16 protein-coding genes are annotated in these 16,592 nt (G+C 54.9%); 6 read left to right on the top strand and 10 right to left on the bottom strand.

The genetic code is table 11. From position 1 onward, the window contains the following. Positions 1–413: 413 nt before the first annotated feature. The 6 genes from P9M14_02895 to P9M14_02870 form a co-directional block, all read right to left on the bottom strand. A complete protein-coding gene (locus tag P9M14_02895) occupies positions 414–1,619 on the bottom strand; it encodes a DUF1566 domain-containing protein (GenBank protein MDP8254673.1) in 1,206 nt (401 codons plus the stop codon). A 26-nt stretch (positions 1,620–1,645) separates the two neighbouring features. Then, positions 1,646–3,139, bottom strand: a complete 1,494-nt coding sequence (locus P9M14_02890; protein MDP8254672.1) for a DUF1566 domain-containing protein — start codon at positions 3,137–3,139, stop codon at positions 1,646–1,648. An 85-nt stretch (positions 3,140–3,224) separates the two neighbouring features. Next, positions 3,225–3,818, bottom strand: a complete 594-nt coding sequence (locus P9M14_02885) for a hypothetical protein (protein MDP8254671.1) — start codon at positions 3,816–3,818, stop codon at positions 3,225–3,227. Further along, entirely contained in the window at positions 3,808–4,152 is a 345-nt protein-coding gene (locus P9M14_02880; GenBank protein MDP8254670.1) for a hypothetical protein, read from the bottom strand. Before P9M14_02880 ends, P9M14_02885 begins: the two co-directional genes overlap by 11 nt. After that, on the bottom strand, positions 4,145–4,702 hold the full coding sequence (locus P9M14_02875; protein MDP8254669.1) for a sigma-70 family RNA polymerase sigma factor: 558 nt from the start codon (positions 4,700–4,702) through the stop codon (positions 4,145–4,147). Before P9M14_02875 ends, P9M14_02880 begins: the two co-directional genes overlap by 8 nt. A 374-nt stretch (positions 4,703–5,076) precedes the next feature. Next, the gene (locus P9M14_02870; protein MDP8254668.1) at positions 5,077–6,327 is read right to left on the bottom strand and encodes a DUF4185 domain-containing protein; all 1,251 of its coding nucleotides are present in this window, start codon (positions 6,325–6,327) and stop codon (positions 5,077–5,079) included. Between the two features lie 239 nt (positions 6,328–6,566). Here P9M14_02870 and P9M14_02865 point away from each other — a divergent pair, with 239 nt between their 5' ends. Beyond that, the gene (locus P9M14_02865) at positions 6,567–6,902 is read left to right on the top strand and encodes a hypothetical protein (GenBank protein ID MDP8254667.1); all 336 of its coding nucleotides are present in this window, start codon (positions 6,567–6,569) and stop codon (positions 6,900–6,902) included. Between the two features lie 132 nt (positions 6,903–7,034). On the opposite strand, the gene P9M14_02860 is transcribed toward P9M14_02865, so the two are convergent. Then, positions 7,035–7,760: a hypothetical protein gene (locus P9M14_02860; GenBank protein MDP8254666.1), complete on the bottom strand. Its 726-nt coding sequence runs from the start codon at positions 7,758–7,760 to the stop codon at positions 7,035–7,037. Between the two features lie 72 nt (positions 7,761–7,832). Next, positions 7,833–8,552 (bottom strand): hypothetical protein, encoded by a 720-nt coding sequence (locus P9M14_02855; GenBank protein MDP8254665.1) that lies wholly within the window; start codon positions 8,550–8,552, stop codon positions 7,833–7,835. Between the two features lie 680 nt (positions 8,553–9,232). Here P9M14_02855 and P9M14_02850 point away from each other — a divergent pair. From P9M14_02850 to P9M14_02830, 5 genes are all read left to right on the top strand, one after another. Beyond that, positions 9,233–9,724 (top strand): carboxymuconolactone decarboxylase family protein, encoded by a 492-nt coding sequence (locus P9M14_02850; protein ID MDP8254664.1) that lies wholly within the window; start codon positions 9,233–9,235, stop codon positions 9,722–9,724. 166 nt (positions 9,725–9,890) lie between these two features. Then, positions 9,891–10,118, top strand: a complete 228-nt coding sequence (locus P9M14_02845) for an AbrB/MazE/SpoVT family DNA-binding domain-containing protein (protein ID MDP8254663.1) — start codon at positions 9,891–9,893, stop codon at positions 10,116–10,118. Further along, complete coding sequence (locus P9M14_02840; protein MDP8254662.1) at positions 10,115–10,501, top strand: type II toxin-antitoxin system death-on-curing family toxin; 387 nt, start codon at positions 10,115–10,117, stop codon at positions 10,499–10,501. Before P9M14_02845 ends, P9M14_02840 begins: the two co-directional genes overlap by 4 nt. Positions 10,502–10,942: 441 nt before the next feature. Then, complete coding sequence (locus P9M14_02835) at positions 10,943–11,731, top strand: NosD domain-containing protein (protein ID MDP8254661.1); 789 nt, start codon at positions 10,943–10,945, stop codon at positions 11,729–11,731. A 149-nt stretch (positions 11,732–11,880) separates the two neighbouring features. Beyond that, positions 11,881–13,029 (top strand): hypothetical protein, encoded by a 1,149-nt coding sequence (locus P9M14_02830; protein ID MDP8254660.1) that lies wholly within the window; start codon positions 11,881–11,883, stop codon positions 13,027–13,029. Positions 13,030–13,114: 85 nt separating this feature from the next. Here the strand turns inward: P9M14_02830 and icd are convergent, their stop codons facing one another. Together icd and P9M14_02820 are read right to left on the bottom strand one after the other, a co-directional pair. Beyond that, a complete protein-coding gene (icd, locus tag P9M14_02825; GenBank protein ID MDP8254659.1) occupies positions 13,115–14,311 on the bottom strand; it encodes an isocitrate dehydrogenase (NADP(+)) in 1,197 nt (398 codons plus the stop codon). Continuing rightward, on the bottom strand, positions 14,304–16,382 hold the full coding sequence (locus tag P9M14_02820) for a hypothetical protein (protein ID MDP8254658.1): 2,079 nt from the start codon (positions 16,380–16,382) through the stop codon (positions 14,304–14,306). The genes icd and P9M14_02820 overlap by 8 nt, the downstream gene beginning before the upstream one ends. Positions 16,383–16,592: the final 210 nt, after the last annotated feature.

Raw genomic sequence — 16,592 nt, 5'->3', positions numbered from 1 at the left:
GCCCGTTCAACGCCGCACTTCGTATGCCGCGCGGGTCATCGCCCTGCCTAGAGTCGGCGGCCTGCACCATCGCTACGAGTGGCGCGACGCAGCGTAGGGGTCGGCGAGTTCAGGCTGTCAGCGGGATACGTCGATCAGGGCCGTGGTTTGTCCAGCTGAGAAACTTTTACTTGAACCATTGCCCGGGCTGAGGCTCCCACTGATGGAGACCCGCTGCTACGGATGAGCGATGACCCGAACCAGAGGTTGAAATCAGGCACGATCTAGTTTTGGCGAGCCACAGGCGGCGATGACGATGATGACGACGATGATGGAGGCTGCTGCGGCTGAGAGCAATAATTCAACGCCTGAAGCTTTCGCATATGGCCTCGTATGCCACCTTAGGGAAGAGAAAAAGCGCCGGAACTGGTTGTTCAGTCAACCCCGCGGACCAAGCGCACGTAGTTATAGTACCGCTCGCCGCCCTCACCGGCTGGACCGCCTTCGACCTTCGTGTCAAAGCGAACCGCGCCCGCCCCGTGAAAATCCTCGCCACTGCCGCCAACCGCCATTCCGAAGGACACGTACCATGCGTAATAGTAACTTGGATCAGAGGGGTTGAAGTAGGCCGAGGTGCTGGTCCAGAAGTAGGGATAGTCGTCGTCGCCTGCTTCGTTGATGATCGCCGTGCAACTGAACATCGGATCAATGGCCGGACCCACCTTCGCAGCCTCGGCCGCACTCGGAGAGCGCGTGTAATCCACAATGCTCTGCAACTCTTTGACGTTGGGTAGACGCCAGTCGGTGTAGCCGAGGTAATTGGCCTCATTTTGGGTCTGCGCATAGGCCAGCGCATTCTCCCAGTCCACGCCGGAACCGCTGTCGTTTTGCATCCACATCAGGCCGGTGGCTTGGTCGGTGATCGTGCCGTCGCCGTTATCCACGAACTGATTTACGCCATACTCCTCACCCCGCACGCAACGCACGTAATTCCCCGCGATAGGGCCTGTGCCATTTGCCGGATAAGCCTTGATATGTCCTGTTCCGTGGTTCACGCCAAAGGCCGCGTCCGATTGGCCCTCAACCGTGACGCCGACATAATGGTTGCTGGACCAATATTGCTCGTCCTTGCTGATTTGGTTGCCGACCAGGTCGAACACGTCGGCATCGACGTACGGCCAGCCGGTCTCAAAATCACTGATCGAAAACAGCTCTTTGAGGCTCGGGGCGCGCCAGTCGTCGTAATCGGCCAAAGTCAGCGACTCACAGGAGGCCAAGGCGCCTTCCCAGCTATAGGATTCGCTGCTGGGCGTTTTTTCCCACATCAGTCCGGTGACTAGGTCTGTTACCGTGCTGTCGCCATTGTCTTGGAAGTCGAGCGCTGAACCGTCGTACTGGGCGTCCTGACCGTAGAACGCCTCGCCCGGTAATGGGAAGGCGATTTCATTGTCCGTGTCGTAGCACTTGTCTTGCCCGGTATCGACCAAAGGGTATTCATAATCTGTCGGATTGTCGTCATCATCATTGACGTCGTCATCATCGGTATCGGTTACATCATCATCGTCGTCTCCGGTGTCGCAAGCCACCAGCACGGCGACAATCAGCAATAGGAGGAGCGTGATTTGCACAAAAGTCTTCATCGTATGTCTCCGCTTCACCTTGTGGTTCATTCGACCGGCGGACCGCCCTCGGGTACACAAGCCAGCACATCGCCGATTTGTTCACAGTTACCGGTTACAGGTTCACCGCCCATGCCTTCGAATTCGCAATCATCCCCCGCCGCTTTGTCTTCACAGGCTTCGATGGCCTCGTCAGGCGGCGGTTCTTCTTCGTCGTCGTCATCATCATCCGGTTCGGGAATCGAATCGTCATCATCGTCATCATCCGGTGCAGGACTATTTCCGCCACCGGTGACACAGCGAACGTAGTTGAAGATTCGAACAGCGTCGCCCTGCGGGCCGTTCCCGTCAGGGTAATCTGCGGGATCGCCGTCTTTGGGATCGCTACGCTGGGCGCCGGCGCCGTGGACGTCGATCCAGCTTCCATCCATGTAGCCAAGGGCGCGCCCGAAGGAAACATAGGCCGCAAAGCCGCCCGAGCCGTTGGACGACGCGTGCGTTGTGCCGGTCCAAAAGAACGGGTAATCCGCGTCGCCGCCTTCGTTGGTGATCGACGAGATGTTGAATATCGGATCGATGGCCGCGGAGGATGTCGTGTCCGGTGAACGGGAGTAGTCGACGATGCTTTGCAACTCTTTGGCATTGGGCAAACGCCAGTCATCGTGTCCGGCGAGGTCGAGGGTTTCGCAGTAGTCCAGCGCCGCTTCCCAGTTCATCCCTTGGCCGCTGTCGTTTTGCTGCCACAGCAGGCCGGTGGCGTTATCGGTCACAGTCTGGTCGCCGTTGTCGGCGAAGTTGTTGGCGCCATAGGTGCCGTTGTTGCGGACGTGGATCGTGTAATAGCCGCTGGGGGCTGGTCCCGTCCCGTAGCATTTGATGCGACCGTCGGCGAAGTTGACGCCAAAGAAGCATTCCTGGCCACCCATGACGCTCGCCACGTAAATGCTGCTGGTCACCCACTGCGAGTCGATGATCCGCTGGCCCGCGTTGGTGTCGCCGTATTCGAAAGCGAAGTAGTTGGCGTCGATGAACGGCGTCAGGCCGGAAGTGTCGTCACCGGTTTCGCCGCTGGGATCTTCGCCCGAGAATTGAATCAGCGAGTAGAGATCTTTGATCGTCGGCAAACGCCAGTCGTCGTGACCGGCGAGGCTGAAGCTACCGGCACCGGCAACCGCATCGGCGTACGACGTCTTGTCGCCCGGGTCGGCTTGCCACATCAGGCCAGTGATCAGGTCGGTGACGGTGCCGTCGCCGTTATCTTGATAGCGTGGCTGGTAGCCGTCGTACTGGGCGTCCTGACCCAGGAAATCGCTGCCGCAGGTGATCGCCGCGCTCAGGCCGTAGCATTGTGACTGATCGGTATCAACCACGGCGTAATCCACATCGGGCGGCGTGAAATCGTCGTCGTCATCGTCGGCAGCGTCGTCGTCGGCCGCATCATCGTCAGCCGAATCGTCGTCGTCGCCGTTGGTGCAGGTGACAAACGCGCCACACAGCAGTACGGCGAGTGCGATGCATATCAAACGATAGCTCAGTTTCATCTCATCTCCAGTCTGAATTGCGGCTGAGAATTTTGCTGCGGTCTTCACAGTTATTAGACCGTTCAGATACTTAGAGCGTTAGAGTTTAAGGTCGCTGCTTTTCATTGGTTGGCGGACCGCCCGCGGGCACGCAGGCCAACACGTCACCGTCCATTTGGCAGGATCCGGTCACGGATTCGCCACCCATGCCTTTAAATTCGCAGTCCTCGCCCACTGCCTTGCCAGTACAAGAATCAACAGCCTGTTGCGGCGGTGGCAATGGGCCGCCTGCCGGAAGACCTGGGCCCTGAAAGTCGGGGACCGGGGGATGGGACGCGAGGAATTCTTTGAAACGACGATTTTGCTCCGGCGTGAGGATCGTTTGCATTTCCCGGTCAAATTGCTCACGTACCGCATGAATCTGCGGGAAGACCTCTTTTACCGCTGCCTCCACTTCCACGCGGTGACGTTCCACAATGGGTTGCGCCAAACGTAGCTGGTCGGAGTCCAGCCCGTACGATGCAAACGGCTGCGGCAGCCCACTGGGCCCATTAACCGCAAATGGTGGTGGTCCAGGCGGTCCAGAGGGCCGCAACCAGGTTACCAACGCCGCTCCGGTCGCGATGCCTGTCAGAAAGATTCCGGCGAGGATCAGGACGGCAATCAATGTTGCCCGACGGCGCGGCGCTTTAGCGAGCATCGAGCAGCTCCATGACCTGCAGCACGTCAACATCCAGCGGAATGCTGTCGGCCTCGGCCCACGTCGAGATCATCTCCACTGGGTCCATCGTCGTATCGCCTTTGCCGCTCTGGACTACGGGATTTAAGGCAAGGAACATCAGAATCCACATTGAAATAGCGGCCATGCCCGTGGCTAGTACAACGCGGCGTCCGATGTAAGAAATGGCGTTTAGAAGCGGATGGGGATCAGTTGCTTGTGTTACACCGGCCATTACCGCGCGCACCGAACGCTCGAAGCGGTTGGGATCAGCCAGCGGATCAAGCGAAGAAAAGTCGATGCGATTATCATCCATGCAACACCTCATTACCAAAATCCTCGCCAAGTTTTTGGCGCAAAGCACGTCGCGCAACAAACAGATGCTGGCGAGACATCGTCTCCGAGATCTTCAGTACGTTGGCGATCTCGGCATGTTTCCAATCCTGTAGATCGTGCAACAGCACTACCTCGCGCTGCACGGCGTTTAGCACTTCCAGAGCGTCGATCAGCCGTTGCCGCAGTAAAACATCGCCGCGCGGATTCACTTCGGTCACATCGGTCTTCACCATTTGGTCGAGCAACACAGAGCGATTCAAGCGCTTCGTAAGATGGTTGAGCGCCCGATGGCGAACCGACTTGAGCAGCCACGCGGCGAATCGCGACGGCTCACGGCACTGGTCGAGGCGTTCGAGAGCAACCATTAGCGACTCTTGTGCGACGTCCTGAGCATCGGCGGGGTGCCGCATAACACCCAGCGCCACCGAATAGGCAGGGCGCAAAAATCTTCGGACCAACGCTTCCTGCGCTGTCATCTCGCCTCGTCGAGCCCGCAAAACGAGATCTGCAACATCGTCATACTCAACCATGTAACCTCAAGGTGCCTAATACTATGACCAGCGGCGACCCGGGAGCGTTATTATATTCTTAAAGTGAAACCGATTACGTGATGAAGACTATGCGCTGCCGATAAACGCCATTAAGCGTGAAATCCCTATCTCGGCTGTCAGAACTCCAATAAGCCCTGTCCCTCGCCAAAACTCGACCATTAATGAAATCAACGAATTACTAGATCACGTCATAGTCTTCAACGAGCGCCACGCCATGAGGCTGCTGCCGATGGCGATCCGCTGTTACGGATGGGCGATGACCCGAACCAAAGGTTGAAATCACCCGTGATCTATTTTTGGCGAGCCACAGGCTTCAAGCCACCGCGGAAAGGCTCATTGGAGTACGACCCTGATCACTCCTCCTCGCCCGCCTCCAGCCAGAACCGCCTGAAGTTCATATTGTAGTACATGCCGTCAAAGCGGCCGCTGGACAGGCTGCTGACGATCCAGCCGCCCAGGCCGTCGGGGTCCATGTACTTGGTCGGGATCACCGCGTTGTACCCGGCGTGGTACTCCTCGGTCCACCCGCCTGTCCATTCGACCTCTGATATTTTCGTCCACGGTCCCCAGGGCGTGGGCGCCTCGTAGAAAATCCAGACGCAAACCGCCCGAGAGCTGTAAAGGTAGCGGTTGAGCTGCGGGATGTAGACCACGCTGCCCTGTGCTATCGCGCTCTGATCTCCTCCGCAATAAAGGTCCTCGTCCAGCAGCACGGTTACCTTGTCGTCGATGTCCACTGACCAGAGCGGGAGATCGCCTGCAAAGCCCGATAGAAACATCCAGGCCGAGCGGTCCATGATTCTGTCTTTCGGCACTCTCGCCAGGTACATCTTGGTCTGCAGGAAGTCGTTGGAGAAGCGCCAGTTGTAGTCCAGGCCATAGACGTAGATGTAGTCGTCGAATGCGTGCTCCTGGCACTTTCCGAAGTCAAGGAAAAACCCGGTGGTAAAGACGTGGTCGGTGAACATCGGTGCGGCTTGATCGTAGTACCAGGTCAGGCCGTTGTCGTGCGACACTGAGAGCGATGCGTGCGGCGCGTGGCTGAATGGCTCCATGTCCCACTGGTTGGCCAGGTTTTGAAAGAAAAGGTATAGGTCGCCGTCCGAGCAGATGATGCCGGTCGGCTTGCGGGAGTACTTCCAGATTTCCGGGCCCCATTTGCCCGCGATGTAATGCCCCCAGCCCTGGCGCGGCGAATATCCGGCCAGGTTCGGCGGCTCGCCATCGATTATGCTGAAGACAATATCGGTCACAACAAGCGAAAAGCCGATGCCGTCACCAGCGGCCGTGTAGACTCGGTCGTCTTCGCCCCAGGCACAGGGCCACAGATCGCCGGTGTACTGGGGCAGCAAGGGGTTGGCGAGCTTGAAGTTGGTCGCCTCCTCCACCTCGACCGACAGGATCGGATACGAAGGGCCGGCGTCGTCATCGTCGTCATCATCATCGTCGTCATCATCGTCAATATCATCGTCATCATCGTCGTCGTCATCTGGTGGTGTTGTGTCATCGTCGTCATCTGAAGTGTCATCAGAATCCCCCTCAGAGGAACACCCTGTAAAACTAAGAACAAAAACTATGAGCAGAATCAAAAAGATGTGCTTCATTGATTTCTCCAATGTCTTTCCAAATTACCGTAACAAAAGGCATTCATCCATGCAACGCGGGAATTAGGCGTGACCCGCTACTACGGATGAGCGATGACCCGAACCAAAGGTCGAAATCACCCGTGATCTAATTTTGGCGAGCCACAGGTGGAAGCGTTTCGGAAAAAAACTTCCGCCGGAAAAACGCGCGAAAACGCTCCCGCGCAAAAAACCGTATGCACTCATGGACGCACGCATGGATGAAGATCGCGGCTTGGTACGGTGTTTATAAAAAGAATTGGCAGCAATGTCATAGAGATACGGTGGATTTGAACCGCCAATCACGGTCGATCGGCACCGCATGGACGCTCATGGATAACATGCTGTTTTTATTGCGCTTTAATGGACGCGCATGGACGAAACATGGATGGATGAATCGTGGTTCGCCTTTATATTCAATCAGTTACATGGACGACGCCAATTGTTTCCCGAAATTTGACCCCCTCTTTTTGGCTGGTCGTACCTCTTCTAGCGGTTTCTCAATCTTTCCATCTTCCATGACTCACCTACTCATTGATCGTTTTCTTTCTCCCTAGCTCCCACGACGTACACCCTCCAAATCAAATTTCTGTGTCATTAAACCAATAAATTATATTTCAACGGTTCTGAAAGCATGTCTCTTGTGTAACCTCCGAATGTTAAAAATGATATATCATGGTCTAGATATATCATGGTCTAATTGATACCTGGATCGTCGAACTGCTGCCACTACTACTTCTCAGTTTCCAACTCTGTCTCTGGCTCTGGGATGTGCTGCCATCTGATGTTATTGCAGAAACTCTAATCTCACCTGTATTACAGTCACTGTGATCGCAATTTCCTTTATAACCTGTCCCATTTACTGCAACTACTTTTATATAATTAATGCCTGAAACCACGCGAACGCGCTCGCATGAGTATGTGTTGAACAGCTCTTCTTTCATCACATGCGCACCGTTAACATAAACAGATAGAATATCACCGTCCTCACACTCATGATCTCTGATACAGATTTCCATCATTGGTACAGCGGTAACAATGGGTTGCCAATTCTTTAGTCCCTCTTCGACTATAGACTGTTCTTGAACACGTTGCCATGTAGTATCTTTCGCAGCGAATCCTTCAAGTTGATGCCAGCCAACTAAAGTATTTTCGTCTTTGAGCCTCAGAGAATAGTTAAAAACCGTTCCTACTCGAAAATGTAATGTTGTGCCATCGTATTGGTACTTGTCGATTAAAACAGGTTCTTCAACACACTGCACCGTTATGGTATTATCATCGACAACTATTTTAAAAGTAAGATTATCATTATCAACCCAAGTTCCACTGAAACTACTAAGCGAATCTGAGTACGAGACCCCTAAACCGATGAATAGAACCAGCGTTAATACTGCTATAAACGAAAGTCGTCTCATCATGATTTTCCTCCTCAGGTTATTATCTTTGTAATGCCATTCATCAGTAGATTAATAAGCGATGTGAAAATGCTATCTTGAAACTGTGGTAGTTTGCCCTTCGATAATGGTTACATTAAACGGACTGAATACCGGATCATGCTTCGGCTTGATCGTGTAACATCCAGGTTCCAGTGCTTGTTTGCCTTTTCCACAATCATAGTCGATGAATTGGTCGCCGCGGTATATATCCCAACAATCGCGGCCAGCCCAATTGAATTCCAAAACACCACCTTTCGTTACTGTGTTTTCGTACCCATCCCTTATCGTTACAGTAAATGGCGTGAAATATGGGTGGTGCTTTGGCTTGATCGTGTAAATACCTGCCTCCAGCGCTTGTTTGCCCTTACCACAATCATAGTCAACGAATTGGCTGCCACGGTATATATCCCAACAATCTCCACCAGCCCAATTGTAAACGAAAACGCCGCCGAAGCTTACCGTTGAAGTTTGACCATCCCTTATCGTTACAGTAAATGGCGTGAAATATGGGTGGTGCTTTGGCTTGATCGTGTAAATACCAGCCTGCAACTCTTGTTGGTCTTTTCCGCAATTATAGTCAACGAATTGGCTGCCGCGGTATATATCCCAACAATCGCCACCAAGCCATTCAAATACCAGCTTACCCGATCCAATGGCTTGTAAAGGATAAAACAGTATCGTGGCTATTAATGCGAACATTGGAAGATACAAATATTGAACAGCGGATTTCTGTAGCAAACGTCTCTTTGACCGTACTATCTTTCTTTTCATGACGTCCTCCATATATAACCAGCATTCCCCATATCAACCGCTGAAACGGGGAATTTCAGGTTCCATTTATAATAAAGATCAGTCCGATAGCACCGAGTGGTTTTGATTATTATTCGTGATGACTGAAGTATACAGCCCCTTGGATCTTTTGTCAATCGAAATAGCCGAAAACACGTAATCCAGCGATATCTCGGCCTCTTTTTTCCTTGTCGCGTCTTGAAGAGGGCGGATGGATCACGCCGAGCAATATCGCGATGCTGGCGAGGGCGTTTATCGGGGAGTGCGACGTGGGAGAAGTCATGGTAACGGGGATTCAGCCTGCGGCTGCGTACATGCTTCGACGCTACACCTGGCCCGGAAACGTGCGAGAGCTGCAGAGCGCGATCCAGGTTGCGTGCGCGAGGGCTTTCGTTGAGCACCGCAAGGCAATTGCTCCACGCGACCTACGGACTCCGCTCTGGTTATCGCCCTGTCGAGAGTCGGCGGCCTGCACCATCGATACGAATGGTGGAATGCGGCTTAGAGTTCGTTGATTTCCAGATTGCCAGCGGGCTATGTCGATCAGGGCGATTATGAGAATATGACACGGGTGAAAATCTGGCACGAGGAGGTGCGACATAGAAGCGACACTCAAGAGTTTGCAAGGTCCGGGGCAGTTCTGTTCTCTGCTGGCTCGAACCATGAAGCAGATGATGGGGATGAGCCTGCTGCCTGCGGACCAAAAGATCTCGAAACAGCTAAACGAGAAGATCTGTCTGGCCGTCAGCGGCGTGAACAATTGCCGCTACTGTAGCTGGCTGCACACCAAGACGGCCTTGGAAAAGGGCTTGGCCGAAGAGGAGGTGCGCGCGCTGCTGGCCACGGAGTTCGAGGATCTGGACCCCGAAGACGCTACGGTCGTGCTCTACGCCCAGCACTGGTCCGACTGCGACGGCCAGGTGACATCGGGCGCCAGGAACAGAATGCTGGACAAATACGGTTCCCAACGAACCGCTGCCATCGAGGCTCAGATCTGCGCCGTCTACTTCGGCAACCTGTGCTCGAACACGGTTTTCGCTTATCGACAGGGCCAAGTCGACACCAAGTGGCGTCCGACAACACTTCTGACCTACTTGCTTTCCCTTCCCGTGGCCATCGGCATCATGGGGATGGCCGGACTTAAAGAACCTTAATGCGGAGGAGGGATTTTCGGGGCCGGTGAATCACACAAATTGACTCCTGAACCCCCGCCAATATTTAATTAAATTGTAATTCATCCTGCTTGTTCCGACTCTTGACCTCAGTGGTCGATGGTGCAACAATGTAAACATGGTGTTGTACCAAAGGAGAGGGTGAAACATGGTCAAGACCCTGATCAGGCACGGCAACAGTCTCGCGTTGGTGATCGACCGGCCGATCCTCGATCTGCTCAAGATCGAACCGGACACGCCCCTTGAGATCACAACGGACGGCGAGGGGCTTCACGTGCGGCCGGCGCGCGGGAATGACCACAAATCGCGCGTCCGCAAGGCGACCAAGCGGATGATGAAGACCCACGAGCAGACGCTTCGCAACCTCGCTAAATGAACCCGGAGTTTCTTGACCTGGAGGACGCGCTGGAGATCCATACCCTCCAGCTCTCGCGCTTCGGCGGCTCCACAGGCCTGCGGGATCGCGGGTTGCTGGAGTCCGCGCTGGCCCAGCCACAGGCGGTCTTTGAAAGCGCCTTCTTGCACGCGGACATCTTCGAGATGGCAGCGGCCTATCTCTTTCACATTGTCCGCAACCATCCCTTCGTGGACGGCAACAAGCGTACCGGGCTGCTGTGCGCGCTGGTTTTTCTCGAGATCAATGGGGTCCAGGTTTCTGCCGAGGAATCCGAGTACGAGCGCCTGACCCTGGCGACGGCAGAGGGCCAGATGGACAAGCCGACCCTGGCCGAGTTCTTCCGCACCCATTCCCGGCAGTAAGCGCCTCTATTTTTTTCTCAGCGAAGGGCTCTTATCGAGACATTCGGCCCAAGCCCTGGACTGCGATATCCACGAGCTGATCGGCTGACCTGTACCCGATACTACCTGTCGACTTTAATAATCTTTACATATACGTCGTATATATTTATAGTTATTACAATTTACGGCAATGATCCAAGTTAGGGGAGGTCGGTGTTGTCAAGGGCATTTCCGGAAGCCTCTGGATGGCGATTTTGGCTTGTAATCATCGTGGCAGCGTCATGTTGTGTCGGTTGCGACAAAGGCTCCGGGAACCACGGACCAGGCGATGCGCACGATGACGCAGGCAGAGACGATGGCAACGCTGTTAATTGTGTAATTCCATATAATGATATGCGCATTACGTCGGACACGGTCATCTGTCCCAACGCCTATAGAATCCCCGATCCGGAGGAAAACGGTGTGATTATCATCGCCGCCTCGGGCGTCACCCTGATCGGCGAGGGCGTTACCCTCCAGGGGAACGGCAGGGGGGTGGCGATCAAGCTGGCGGGCCGACTTCACGACGTAACGGTCGGCGGATTCACTATTCTGGATTATTACAACAGCGTTGAATGTTATGGTCATTTCAGCGACATCCTGCTCCACCAGATGACGATTAAGGGATCGCGCAATATGCACCTTCAGGTCACACCCTCGCAGGACGGTCTGGAGAACCACAGGATCGTGATCGAGGATATTGTCGCCAAGAATTCGTTCAATACCGGCATCGCATGCAGGTCCTGCTTTGATTCGGTGGTGCGGAGAATTTCTTCATCAAACGAGAATGCGGATGTCATGGAATCCAACCTGATGCTGTTTGGTGGTGCCCGCAATCTGATCGAGATTAACTCCGTCTACACGCGGAACGAGAGCGGCTGCAACGCTATCTGGATAAGTAAATCCGACAATAACATCATTCAAAACAACGAGATGAACCTGGGCAACAAGGACGGCAGCCACTTTTACGGCTCATCGCATAACATTTTTCGGGGCAATAGAATCGTACTTAATAAAAATTCCCAGAATTCCGTGGAGATACTCGATGCCAAGTCGAGTGGCAATGAATTTTATGGCAATGAACTACACGTCGGCATGTTTAAAGACAGGTCTGATGTGGGATCGATCTTCTGTGTGGGCGGTGTTGGCAACGAGTACCTCGACGGAGCTTACTACGGCGGCCCTGATCCCCATCACGGAACCTGTCCGTGATGCGAGCCCAAGCCCTAGATTGTGATATCCACGAGCTGATCGGCTGATTAATCCTCGAAACTTTATCCTGTTGGCCGTTGTAATTTCCACACATACGAAGTATATATGTATGGTTTTCGTAAATGAAGTCATGTATGTGAGGCCTCAGTATGCATTACCAAGGATTTCGCAGAGTTCCCATCTTGCAGGGCTTGTTTGTAATCATATTAATATTAACTACTTTCGTTGGTTGCGATAGCGACTCCGACGAGGTGCGACTAGGCGATGCGGATGACAACTTAGGCGATGATGATACCGACAATGATGATGACGATGTCGACTGCGACAATCCATATACTATATGTGATTTAGGAACAGATATTGGTGGTGATTGGAGCTGTGCTGCCCAGGGAGACCGTCAAGGATGCAGTTGTGTGGATGATTATCTAAATTTTCCCGAACTGGACGTAGAGCAGATTCAAAATCATCGTGATCCATTGCCGGGTGGTATTGAGGAGCTTTACGAATTAATTGATCTCATCGCAAGTGGAGCAGTAGATCCGGTCCAGACCGCGTTAGATCCGAATGTACTGAAGAACATAATACTTTCTGAGATCAACGCCTCTTTCATGATTGATGGAATTAATGATAGACGACTATATGTGACAATCATTGACGAGCATGTCGAAGACGGGTATATCGAGCAGGAGTTGTTGTTCAACGATGAATGGATTGGTGAGTTCAAAGCTGTTTTCGCCTTTCCCACCGATGTTGAATCCTACCCCGTTGTTATTGCACGTCACGGTCACGGTGAATCTGCCCGTGATTTTTATGACCGGAGAAATTACTATCAACTTCCTTTGGCCGGTTATGCCGTCATTATCCCCTATTCGAGAGCTTTCTGTGGCAACCTAACAGATGAGCATTTAGTAACAGAAACTTTGCTGGTTGAGGGATTTACGTTCCAAGGGTTAAGATACCTCGAGACTAGGCTAATGTTGAAATACCTTCAATATCTTGACTGGCGATATGGAGCAGTCGATAGCGATCGGCTTGGAATTTTTTCACACTCCGGCGGCTGCGCTTCAGTTAATCTTACAGTTCGGATAGATGATTTTTTCGGTGCTGCTGTAGTGGATTGGTTTGATAATTATTGCTCACTCTCACCGCCATTGCTCGATTCTACCGTGCCGTCGTTGTGGCCCTACGGATCACTTGTCAATGATTTATCTACAGTTGAGATTCCCGTTTTAAAGCGTGATTATTCATTTCTGGATCCGCAGACATTGATCGAGTTCTTTAACGATAATCTGTATTAGTCGCGATCTGCCCTGACAGTTGAAGGAAAAACCGCCCCTGAATTGATCTGGGGGCGGCGTGTTGTCGTCTGTTGGGCTATGCAGCCTACATCGCCTCGGCAACGGCCAGGCCGAATTCGGAGCACTTCACCTCGGTTGCGTTGTCCATTTGGCGGGCTAGGTCGTAGGTCACGATCTTGCGCGCTACCGCGCCCTCGAGCCCGTTCCAGACCAGTTGCGCGGCCTCGTCCCACCCCATGTGCTCGAGCATCATCATGCCGGAGAGGATCAGGCTGCCGGGGTTGACCTTGTCCAGGCCCGCGTACTTGGGCGCGGTGCCGTGGGTGGCCTCGAACAGTGCAGCCGCGTCGCCGATATTGGCTCCGGGGGCCATGCCCAGGCCGCCGACCTGGGCTGCGCAGGCGTCGGAGATGTAGTCGCCGTTGAGGTTGGGCGTGGCCAGCACTTGGTATTCGGCCGGGCGTAGCAGCACCTGCTGAAAGATCGAGTCCGCGATGCGGTCTTTAATCAGCACGCGTCCGCCAAGGTCGCCCTCGAGCGCCGACTCGGGCACTGTCCGTTCGCCGAACTCGGCCGCGGCCAGCTCGTAGCCCCAGTTGCGAAACGCGCCCTCGGTGTACTTCATGATGTTGCCCTTATGCACCAGGGTCACGCTCTCGCGCCCCCGATCCAGGGCGTGCTGCACGGCCCTGCGCACCAGGCGTTGGGTGCAAAAGCGGCTGATGGGCTTGATGCCGATTCCCGAATCGGAGCGGATCTCGCGGCCCAGTTCGTCGCGGATGAACTCGATCAAGCGCAGGGCCTCGGGGCTTTGCGCCTCCCACTCGATTCCGGAGTACACGTCCTCGGTGTTCTCGCGGAAGATCACCACGTCGAGCAGCTCGGGATGTTTCACCGGGCTGGGCGCGCCGGGCACGTAGCGTACCGGACGGATGCAGGCGTAGAGGTCCAGGGTCTGGCGCAGGGTGACGTTGAGGCTGCGAAAGCCCTCGCCGATGGGCGTGGTCAGCGGGCCCTTGATCGCCACCGCGTGCTCGCGGATCGCCTCGATGGTCGCCTCGGGCAGCCACTGGCCGGTTTGTTGATAGGCTTTTTCGCCGGCGAGGATTTCGATCCACTCTATGTGCCGCGAACCTTTGTAGGCCTTGGCCACGGCCGCGTCGAGCACCGTGCGCATTGCCGCAGTGATGTCCGGGCCGATGCCGTCGCCCTCGATAAACGGGATCAGCGGGTTGTCCGGGACTATGATCTTGCCGTCATCGACGCGGATTTTCTCAGCCATTGTTGCCTTTCTTCTTGCGCTGGTTTCCGTCCTTGCGGCGATCTTTGCCTATGCGGCGGTCTGATCCGGTGCGGAGCTCCTTTTTGACCTTCTGTTTTACAGATCGGCGCTCCGTGCCCGAACGGCGTTCGCGCCCCTCGCGGCGTTCTTGTTGCGAGCGGCGTTCGTGATCCAGGGTCGCCTCGGCCATCTCGCGGAACTTATCGCGATCGAGCTGCTCGCGCACGTAGCTGATCTCCTCGTGTACGGGCGCCTCTTCCACGGTCGTGATGTCGGAGAATTTGATATGGACCGCGACAACCCCTTGGGGTACGTCGTCGCGGTCGAGCACCGGCGCGGAGATCGTGCAGATCAGCAGGCCGGTGATAATGCTGGTGTAGGGCTCGGTCACGTGAATCCGGCCGTCGCGCAGCGGTCCGATGTGCCACGGGCGATCCGAATAGTCGATATCGGTCAGGGAGTTTTCAAAGATCGGATAATCCTCGGGCTGGAATACGTCGGGCGTGATCTTGTGGCCATGGAGATCGGTGACCTGGGCGAACTGGATGAACGGATTGTTGCTTAGAAACTGCACCAGCAGCTTGGCCTGACGCGCTGGCTTCATACTGCGCACCTCGGGATTCTGGCTCAGTTCCTCGACGAGCTGTGCGGCCATATCAAAGGCGTGATGCTTGATGCGCTCGAAATCGGAAACAAAGTAGCCCGGCAAATAGCGCTGGGCCATCCGGTCGAGTTCCTCGTCCGAGATGTTGGTCACGCGGCCGGACTCGAACTGCTTCTTGATCCAGCGGTTGACTTTGGCCACGCCGGGATTGCGCTTATCGACCCGACGCCGGCCGGTGAGCCGCAAATGGCTGTTGACCCACTGGGCGATTCCCGCGGTGCCCGACTTGTCGTTGATCAAAATTCCCGGCGGACGGTTCAGGATGCGCTCGGTATCGAAGATGTTGTAGATCTCCTCGTTCTTGGCCATGCCGTCCAGGTGCACGCCGGCCGAGGTGGCGTTGAAGCGTGCGCCGATGAACGGGTAGTTGGGCGGAATCTTGGTGCCGATCTCCTCGATGTAATTGGCGATCTCGGTGATAACGCAGGTGTCCACGCTCTCGTCGCCGCCGACCAGCCCCAGGTATTCGACGATCATTCCCTCGATCGGCGGATTGCCAGTGCGTTCGCCGAACCCCGCCAGCGTGCCGTTGGCCGCGGCGCAGCCGTAGAGCCATGCCGTGGCCGCGTTGACCAGCACCTTGTGGAAATCGTTGTGCCCGTGCCATTCCAGCAGGTGGCTGGGCACTCCGGCCTCGTGAATCATCGTGTGCACCAGTTGCGGCACCGAGCGCGGCAGGGTCGCGCCGGGGTAGGGCACGCCGTAGCCCATGGTGTCGCACAGCCTGATTTTGATGTCGATTCCCGATTCCTCGCGCAGTCGCATCAGCTCGATGGCAAAGGGCACCACGAAGCCGTAGATGTCGGCGCGGGTCACGTCCTCGAAGTGGCAGCGTGGCACGATCCCCTCGGTCAGGGCGGCCTCGACCACCTTGAGGTAGTCGTTGAGGCAGCGGCGGCGGTTGCGCTTGAGCTTTAAAAAGATGTGGTAGTCGCTGACCGAGGTCAGGATGCCGGTCTCCTTGAGCCCGAAGTTTTTGACCAGCTCAAAATCTTCGACGCGAGCCCGAATCCAGCCGGTAACCTCTGGGAACTGATAGCCTTTTTCCAGGCAAAGCTCTACGGCGCGCTTGTCGCGGTCCGAATAGAGAAAGAACTCGGACTGGCGGATCAGGCCGTTGGGGCCGCCCAGGCGGTGCATCATCTCGAAAAGTTGCAGCACCTGTTCGGGATGGTATGGCGGACGCGCCTGCTGACCGTCGCGGAACGTGGTGTCGGTGATAAAGATCTCGTGGGGCAGGTTCATCGGCGCGAGCTGGCCGCCGAACTCGATCTGCGGCACGTCGCGGTAGGGGAACGTGCGGCGGAACAGGTTGGGCTCCTTGATATCGTGGATCGGAATGTGGCGATGTACGCTCTTGCGCTTGATTAACTTGTGTTTGCGTTTTTTATTGCCAACTGTTGCCATGATTTTTCTCCTTAAAAGCGAACGACCAAAAAAACAGATCGCGCTCCCGATGTCAAGGAATGAGCGCATGTCCAGACCACTACAGCGGCTTGCCGATCGACGGCCTACGCCGGCGTTAGACAAGCGCGGTGCGATACCCCGATATGATCGGCGATTATCGCATAATTCGCCGTTATCCAGACTATTAAATCGATGAAAACAAAAAGGGGA

This window comes from Candidatus Alcyoniella australis, assembly GCA_030765605.1.
Taxonomy (GTDB): Bacteria; Lernaellota; Lernaellaia; order JAVCCG01; family Alcyoniellaceae; genus Alcyoniella; species Alcyoniella australis.
This window is presented reverse-complemented; position numbering and strand designations above follow the sequence as displayed.

What these genes read in the sequence shown, in the direction of transcription:
- P9M14_02850 (MDP8254664.1), top strand. Translation starts at nt 9,233, where the DNA reads ATGAAGCAGATGATGGGGATGAGCCTGCTGCCTGCGGACCAAAAGATC.
- P9M14_02865 (MDP8254667.1), top strand. Translation starts at nt 6,567, where the DNA reads ATGAAGATCGCGGCTTGGTACGGTGTTTATAAAAAGAATTGGCAGCAA.
- P9M14_02885 (MDP8254671.1), bottom strand. Translation starts at nt 3,818, where the DNA reads ATGCTCGCTAAAGCGCCGCGCCGTCGGGCAACATTGATTGCCGTCCTG.
- icd (MDP8254659.1), bottom strand. Translation starts at nt 14,311, where the DNA reads ATGGCTGAGAAAATCCGCGTCGATGACGGCAAGATCATAGTCCCGGAC.
- P9M14_02895 (MDP8254673.1), bottom strand. Translation starts at nt 1,619, where the DNA reads ATGAAGACTTTTGTGCAAATCACGCTCCTCCTATTGCTGATTGTCGCC.
- P9M14_02880 (MDP8254670.1), bottom strand. Translation starts at nt 4,152, where the DNA reads ATGGATGATAATCGCATCGACTTTTCTTCGCTTGATCCGCTGGCTGAT.
- P9M14_02855 (MDP8254665.1), bottom strand. Translation starts at nt 8,552, where the DNA reads ATGAAAAGAAAGATAGTACGGTCAAAGAGACGTTTGCTACAGAAATCC.
- P9M14_02860 (MDP8254666.1), bottom strand. Translation starts at nt 7,760, where the DNA reads ATGAGACGACTTTCGTTTATAGCAGTATTAACGCTGGTTCTATTCATC.
- P9M14_02890 (MDP8254672.1), bottom strand. Translation starts at nt 3,139, where the DNA reads ATGAAACTGAGCTATCGTTTGATATGCATCGCACTCGCCGTACTGCTG.
- P9M14_02820 (MDP8254658.1), bottom strand. Translation starts at nt 16,382, where the DNA reads ATGGCAACAGTTGGCAATAAAAAACGCAAACACAAGTTAATCAAGCGC.
- P9M14_02870 (MDP8254668.1), bottom strand. Translation starts at nt 6,327, where the DNA reads ATGAAGCACATCTTTTTGATTCTGCTCATAGTTTTTGTTCTTAGTTTT.
- P9M14_02840 (MDP8254662.1), top strand. Translation starts at nt 10,115, where the DNA reads ATGAACCCGGAGTTTCTTGACCTGGAGGACGCGCTGGAGATCCATACC.
- P9M14_02830 (MDP8254660.1), top strand. Translation starts at nt 11,881, where the DNA reads ATGCATTACCAAGGATTTCGCAGAGTTCCCATCTTGCAGGGCTTGTTT.
- P9M14_02845 (MDP8254663.1), top strand. Translation starts at nt 9,891, where the DNA reads ATGGTCAAGACCCTGATCAGGCACGGCAACAGTCTCGCGTTGGTGATC.
- P9M14_02875 (MDP8254669.1), bottom strand. Translation starts at nt 4,702, where the DNA reads ATGGTTGAGTATGACGATGTTGCAGATCTCGTTTTGCGGGCTCGACGA.